This window comes from Schaalia odontolytica, from assembly GCF_002847525.1.
In the GTDB taxonomy this organism is placed as follows: domain Bacteria; phylum Actinomycetota; class Actinomycetes; order Actinomycetales; family Actinomycetaceae; genus Pauljensenia; species Pauljensenia odontolytica_B.
This window is the reverse complement of sequence record NZ_PKKM01000010.1, coordinates 102,220-108,640: the sequence shown is the minus strand read 5'-3', so window position 1 is coordinate 108,640 and position 6,421 is coordinate 102,220. Positions and strand designations below refer to the sequence as shown.

7 protein-coding genes are annotated in these 6,421 nt (G+C 65.9%); 6 read left to right on the top strand and 1 reads right to left on the bottom strand.

Annotation, left to right across the window (positions count from 1 at the left end; all coding sequences use genetic code 11):
- Positions 1–104 precede the first annotated feature (104 nt).
- Positions 105–809 carry an ion transporter gene (locus tag CYJ22_RS07930; protein ID WP_016460832.1) on the bottom strand — a complete coding sequence of 235 codons (705 nt, stop codon included), beginning with the start codon at positions 807–809 and terminating at the stop codon, positions 105–107.
- A gap of 200 nt (positions 810–1,009) precedes the next feature.
- Here CYJ22_RS07930 and CYJ22_RS07925 point away from each other — a divergent pair, with 200 nt between their 5' ends.
- The 6 genes from CYJ22_RS07925 (at position 1,010) to CYJ22_RS07900 (ending at position 6,369) form a co-directional block, all read left to right on the top strand.
- Positions 1,010–1,447, top strand: coding sequence for a MarR family winged helix-turn-helix transcriptional regulator (locus CYJ22_RS07925; RefSeq protein ID WP_101602229.1), 438 nt, complete (start codon positions 1,010–1,012; stop codon positions 1,445–1,447).
- Positions 1,444–2,271: an ABC transporter ATP-binding protein gene (locus CYJ22_RS07920; RefSeq protein ID WP_101602228.1), complete on the top strand. Its 828-nt coding sequence runs from the start codon at positions 1,444–1,446 to the stop codon at positions 2,269–2,271. Before CYJ22_RS07925 ends, CYJ22_RS07920 begins: the two co-directional genes overlap by 4 nt.
- Positions 2,268–2,906, top strand: coding sequence for an ABC transporter permease (locus tag CYJ22_RS07915; RefSeq protein WP_101602227.1), 639 nt, complete (start codon positions 2,268–2,270; stop codon positions 2,904–2,906). Before CYJ22_RS07920 ends, CYJ22_RS07915 begins: the two co-directional genes overlap by 4 nt.
- Positions 2,903–3,598: an ABC transporter permease gene (locus CYJ22_RS07910; protein ID WP_034464535.1), complete on the top strand. Its 696-nt coding sequence runs from the start codon at positions 2,903–2,905 to the stop codon at positions 3,596–3,598. The genes CYJ22_RS07915 and CYJ22_RS07910 overlap by 4 nt, the downstream gene beginning before the upstream one ends.
- The gene (locus CYJ22_RS07905; protein WP_101602226.1) at positions 3,595–4,512 is read left to right on the top strand and encodes an ABC transporter substrate-binding protein; all 918 of its coding nucleotides are present in this window, start codon (positions 3,595–3,597) and stop codon (positions 4,510–4,512) included. The genes CYJ22_RS07910 and CYJ22_RS07905 overlap by 4 nt, the downstream gene beginning before the upstream one ends.
- 261 nt (positions 4,513–4,773) lie before the next feature.
- Positions 4,774–6,369, top strand: a complete 1,596-nt coding sequence (locus tag CYJ22_RS07900; RefSeq protein ID WP_101602225.1) for a peptide ABC transporter substrate-binding protein — start codon at positions 4,774–4,776, stop codon at positions 6,367–6,369.
- The last annotated feature ends 52 nt before the right edge of the window (positions 6,370–6,421 follow it).

Sequence of the window (6,421 nt, the reverse complement as noted above, 5' to 3'; positions counted from 1 at the left end):
CCCCATCATCGGAAGACCTCGACCCCTACCCAGCCACGACACGCCCAACCCCGCCCACAACACCTACACCCTCAAATGCGAAGAGCCACAAAAGTCCCTGCAGATCAGTCGCTGGCGCTTCCTTCGCCGCGCAGCTCGTCGAGCATGCCCGCCGTGAAGATGCCCGAGGGCAGGGCAACGACGGCGACGCCCATGAGCGAGGAGATCATGGCGATGGCACGCCCCACGTCGGAGGTGGGGTAGAGGTCGCCGTAGCCGACGGTCGTCAGGGAGACGACCGCCCAGTACACGGCATCGAAGAAGGTGTTGAAGGTTTCCGGCTCGACTTTAAAGATGACGAGGGCGCTGACGAGGATGTAGCCGATGGCCAGGCAGAGGACGGCGAGCAGCGCCTCCCTCTCTTTCTCGAGCACGGCGGCGATGGCGGAGGCGCTCTTCGAGTAGCGAATGAGCTTGAACATCCGCAGGGCCCGAAACAGGCGGAGGACTCGCAGCGTGCGCAGCGCGTCGTTGAGGGCATTGAAGACTGGCAGGATCGACAGCAAGTCGATGACGGCCATGGGGGTGAAGGGATAGATCAGGAACGACAATGCGCCCTTGCCGAGCTTCAGATCCGCCGTCGCCCATCGTGCCAGGTAGTCGGCGATGAACACGAGGACGCAGGCGTACTCGATTGTCTCGAGGACGGGGCTGGATTCCTTGAAGCACAGGGGGAGCAGGCTGGCGATAATGAGCACGGTCATGACGCGCCCGCACCACATTGCCGCTCCACCATCACCATCCAGCAGAGAGTAGAGACGTTTCCGCACCTTTAACACTCCTCATTGATATGCGAGTCACTCGCCGACACCACGCACTGTAGCACCGCGCCGAGGCCCACCGACCACACCCCACACACAGTTGTGGGCCGCTCACAAACAGCACAAGAACGCCTATCTCGTCAAATACTCAACGAACTTCCCCGCACAAACACCATACATATCAATTATTTACGCGTAAGGTAGTGGGCATGGCAACAGATGCATGCACGCTGTTCGCGACACTGATCGACACGGAAGTTCGCGCTTGGAGCGCCGTTGAATCCGCCCTTTCCGAGGCGGGAAACGCGCTCACACTCGGCCGCTTCCTCGTCCTGCGCACAGTCCGCGATACCCCCGCGTGCCGCATTCAGGAGGTCGCGGCGAGTCAGGGCATCACCCTGGGAGCGGCCTCGCGCCTCGTGGATCGCCTCCACCGCGACGGGCTGCTGCACCGCACCCCGTACGAGCATGACCGGCGCGCGACCATCCTGACGGTGACAGAGCAGGGCCTGGCGCACCTCGAGGAGGCCTGCGCGGTCGTCGAGAAGGAGCAGGAGCGCCTCTTCGCCCCACTCTCCACAGCCCAGCGCGAGGAGCTGACGCGCTGCCTCGCGCTCATCGCCGAGGCTGCCAAGGAGCGCGCATGATTCGCTTCGACCACGTCTCCAAGACCTACCCGGGCGGCACACGCGCCGTCGAGGACTTCTCCCTCACCGTCGAGCAGGGTTCCACGACCGTCTTCCTGGGCACCTCGGGCTGCGGCAAGACGACGCTCATGCGGATGGTGAACGCGATGGTCACCCCAACCTCGGGCAGGGTATTCGTACGAGACCAGGACGTCGCAGGCGAGGACCCCGTGCGCCTGCGCCGCTCGATCGGCTACGTCCTGCAGGAGGGCGGCCTCTTCCCCCACCGAAGCATTGCCGACAATATCGCGACCGTCCCGCGCCTGGAGGGCGCCACGAAGCATGCCTCCCGCGAGCGCGCGCTCGAGCTCCTCGAGCTGGTGGGCCTGGATCGCGAGATGGCTGATCGCTACCCCGCCCAGCTGTCGGGCGGCCAGCGTCAGCGCGTGGGCGTGGCTCGGGCGCTGGCCAATCGCGCGGACATCCTGCTGATGGACGAGCCCTTTGGCGCGCTGGATCCGATCGTGCGCACAGAGCTGCAGTGCGAGCTGAAGGAGATTCAGCGGGTGCTGGGCACAACGATCCTCTTCGTGACGCACGACGTGGACGAGGCGTTCACGTTGGGCGACCAGGTTGCCGTCCTCTCGACGGGTGGCCACATCGAGCAGGTGGGGACGCCCACCGAGCTGCTCTCCTCTCCCGCCTCGCCCTTCGTTGCGGAGTTCGTCGGAGCCTCGCGCGCGGCACGCCCGGTGCGCGTCGCCGGGCCGGGCGGCCTGGTTGTCGACGACGCCGGCACCCCCGTGGGCACGCTGACGACCGACGAGGCCGGGGAGCGTCCGTGACCTGGCTGTCCTCCAACTGGGGGCTCATTGGCTCCCTGACTCTTGCTCACCTGTGGATCGCCCTCCCAGCGATCGCACTGTCGGTGCTGCTCTCCGTGCCGATCGCGCGCTGGGCGGCGTTTTCGCGCCGCGGCGGCTGGGTCCTGTCCGCCCTGTCGGCGCTGTACGCGGTGCCGTCGCTGCCGCTCCTGATTGTCATTCCCGTGATCGTCGGGGTGGCGCTGCGCTCGCCGGCCAACATGGTGATTGTCCTGACTCTGTACGGCGTGGCGGTGCTGGTGCGCCAGGTGGCGGAGGGCTTCCGCGCGATCCCTCGCGCGACCCTGCAGGCCGCGAACGCGTGCGGCTACCCGCTCTTTCGGCGTTTCGTCGAGGTGGAGCTCCCCCTGGCGACGCCCGTCATCGTTGCGGGCACGCGCGTGGTCGCCACGTCGACGGTGTCGCTCGTGACGGTGGGCGCGTTCATCGGGGTGCGCTCGCTGGGGACGCTGTTCACTGACGGTTTTCAGCGCGGACTCATCGCCGAGGTCGTGGCCGGCCTGGTCGCGACGGTTCTCCTTGCGCTCGTCATCGATGGGCTGATCCAGGGGATCGGCTGGACCCTCACTCCGTGGACGAGGAGGGGGCGGGCATGAACATTCTCCTCGACGCCCTGAATTGGTTGGCGGTCCCCGCCCACTGGCTGGGCGAGTCCGGGATCCTCGTGAGGGCTACCGAGCACCTGGGCCTCACCCTCCTGATCGTGGCGCTCGCGGCCCTCATCGCGCTGCCGCTGGGCACCTGGATCGGGCACACGGGCAGGGGCCGATGGCTGGTGAGCGCGACGGGCGCGGCCCGTGCGGTTCCGACGCTCGGCGTCCTGACGCTGGCGGGCCTATGGCTGGGTATTGGACTGGCGGCGCCCACGCTGGCTCTCCTCATCCTGGCGATTCCGCCGCTCCTGTCGGCGACCTACTCAGGGATCGCCTCGACGCCGCGCGCGACCGTGGACGCGGCGCGAGCGATTGGGCTCACTGAAAAACAGGTCCTCGCGCAGGTCGAGGCCCCGCACGCGGCCGGCCTCGTCGCGGCGGGCGTACGCTCGGCAACCCTCCAGGTGATCGCGACGACGACGCTGGCGGCCTACACGGCGAACTACGGTCTCGGCCGTTTCCTTTACGAGGGGCTGAAGACCCGCGACTACGCGGAGATGATCGGCGGCGCGATCATCGTCGTCGCCCTCGCGCTGGTGACCGACGCGCTCCTGGCCCTGGTGGCGCAACGCCTTCGGGCCCGCACCCATTCTTTCTCAGACAATGAGGACAACTCACTCAAGGAGACACTATGAAACGCACGATGATCACAATGGCTGCCGTCGCGGCTTCCGCCCTGGCCCTGGCCGCCTGCGGTTCGGCGGAGTCGGTCGGCGGCAACACGAGCACCGGGAGTTCGGAGAACGGCTCGACGACGCTCGTCGTCGGCTCGCAGGACTACTACTCGAACGAGATCATCGCGGAGGCCTACGCGCAGGCGCTCGAAGGGGCAGGCTTCACGGTTGATCGCCAGATGCGGATCGGCCAGCGCGAGGTCTACATGCCCGAGCTTGAGGCCGGCTCGATCGACGTCTTCCCCGAGTACACGGGCAACCTGCTGCAGTACCTGGATGCTGACGCGACCGCGCGATCCACGGACGAGGTGTATTCAGCTCTGCAGACCGCGCTCCCCTCGGGCCTGCGCGCCCTCGAGCAGGCACCTGCGACCGACCAGGATTCTTACGTGGTGACGGCCGACTTCGCGCAAGCCCACTCACTGACGTCGATCGGCGACCTCGCGAACGCGGGCGCGCTCACCCTCGGCGGCAACTCGGAGCTGCGCACGCGTCCCTATGGTCCGACCGGACTGTCCGACCTCTACGGAGTGACCGTCAACTTCACCCCGATCGAGGATTCGGGCGGCCCCCTCACGGTCAAGGCCCTGAAGGACGGCGACATCCAGCTCGCGAACATCTACTCATCCGACCCGGTGCTCGCGGACGGAACGCTGACGGTCCTGACGGACCCGAAGGGGCTGTTCCTGGCCTCGCACGTGGTGCCCCTGGCCTCGTCGCGGGTAAACGAAGACGCGACCGCGGTCATCAACAGGGTGAGCGAGGCGTTGGACGCGCAGGATCTCATCGAGATGAACCGGGAGTCGACGGTCGAGCAGAAGTCCGCCTCTCAGATCGCCCACGACTGGCTCATTTCCGAGGGCCTGCTTTCCTAATTCTCGCTTCTCGACTCGACGAGGCCGGGGCCGGGTGTGTGCGCACGCTCAGCCCCGGCCTCGTCGTATGCCTACTCGGTCACACCCCACGCTCTTTTATGTGACCCACACCATCATTTGACCTACTTTTTACGTTTGTAACCAAAATGTAATGCGCACATGATGGACATCTTTCATGAATTCCACGCGCCACGGGTTAATCTCAGACCATACCTGAGGGCACCGCCCCCAGTTCCACCCATCAACCAGGAGGAGGAATCCATGAACCTGAAGAAGGCATGGCTCGTCATCCCCGCAGCTGCCGCGCTCGCCCTGACCGCCTGCGCCGGCGGCGGCACCTCGTCGTCCGGCTCCGGCGACAAGGTCGTCACGACCAACGGCACCGAGCCCCAGAACCCGCTCCTGCCGGGTCTGACCAACGAAAACGGCGGCGGCAAGATCCTGACCGTCCTGTTCAGCCAGCTCGTCCGCTACGACATCGACGGCACCGCCGTCCTCGACGTCGCCGAGTCCATCGAGCCCAACGAGGACGCATCCGAGTGGACCATCAAGCTCCACAACGACCGCAAGTTCTCCGACGGCACCCCCGTCCAGGCTCACAACTTCATCAAGGCCTGGAACCTCATCACGTCGAAGCAGCAGCAGCAGGCTGCCTTCTTCAGCATCTTCGAGGGCACCGACGACGAGGGTAACGGCGAGATCACCGGCCTGACCGAGGTCGACGACTACACCTTCACCGCGAAGCTGAAGAACCCCACCTCGGACTTCATGTCGCGCCTGGGCTACGTCGCCTACGCGCCGCTCCCGGACTCGACCCTCGCTGACCCCGAGGCCGGTGGCCAGGCCCCCGTGGGCAACGGCCCCTACAAGATGGCTTCGGCCGACGCGTGGGAGCACAACGTCAAGTTCACCACCGTTCCCAACGAGAACTACGTGGGCGACACCAAGGCCCAGAACGACGGCGTGACCTTCGTCTTCTACACGAGCCTCGACGCCGGCTACCAGGACCTGTCCTCCGACTCCCTCGACGTGCTCGACGGCGTCCCGGCCTCCGTGTTCAAGACCTTCGAGTCCGAGCTGAGCGGCCGCACCGTGAACCAGCCCTACGCTGGCATCCAGTACTTCACGATCCCGCAGTACCTGCCCCACTTCTCCGGTGAGGAAGGCCGCCTGCGCCGCCAGGCCATCTCCATGGCCGTTGATCGCGACACCATCACGAAGACCATCTTCAACGGCACCCGTACCCCCGCCAAGGACTTCACTGCTCCGACCCTCGAGGGCTACGACGCCAACATCTCCGGCAACGATGTCCTGACCTACAACCCCGAAAAGGCCAAGGAACTGTGGGCAAAGGCCGACGCCATCTCCCCGTGGGACGGCTCCTTCACCATCGCCTACAACTCCGACGGTGGCCACAAGGAATGGGTCGACGCGACCGCTAACTCCATCAAGAACACCCTGGGCATCGACGCCGAAGGCAACCCCTTCGCCGACTTCAAGTCGCTGCTCGATGCCGAGGACAAGCGCGAGATGACCGGCGCGTTCCGTAACGGCTGGCAGGGCGACTACCCGGCGCTGTACAACTTCCTGCAGCCCCAGTTCGCCACCGGTGCCGACGCCAACAAGGGCGACTACTCCAACAGCGAGTTCGACTCCCTGATGATCCAGGCCTCCTCCGCCACCACGACCGCGGACGCCGTCAAGACCCTCCAGCAGGCCCAGATGATCCTGCTCCAGGACCTGCCGGCCATCCCGCTGTGGTACCCGAACGTCAGCGGCGGCTGGTCGAAGAACGTCGACAACGTCAAGTTCGACTGGAAGGGTCAGCCCGTGATGTACCAGATCACCAAGAAGTGATCGCACGAGGTTAACCTCGATTCAGGGGCGGGCGGCACAAGCCGCCCGCCCC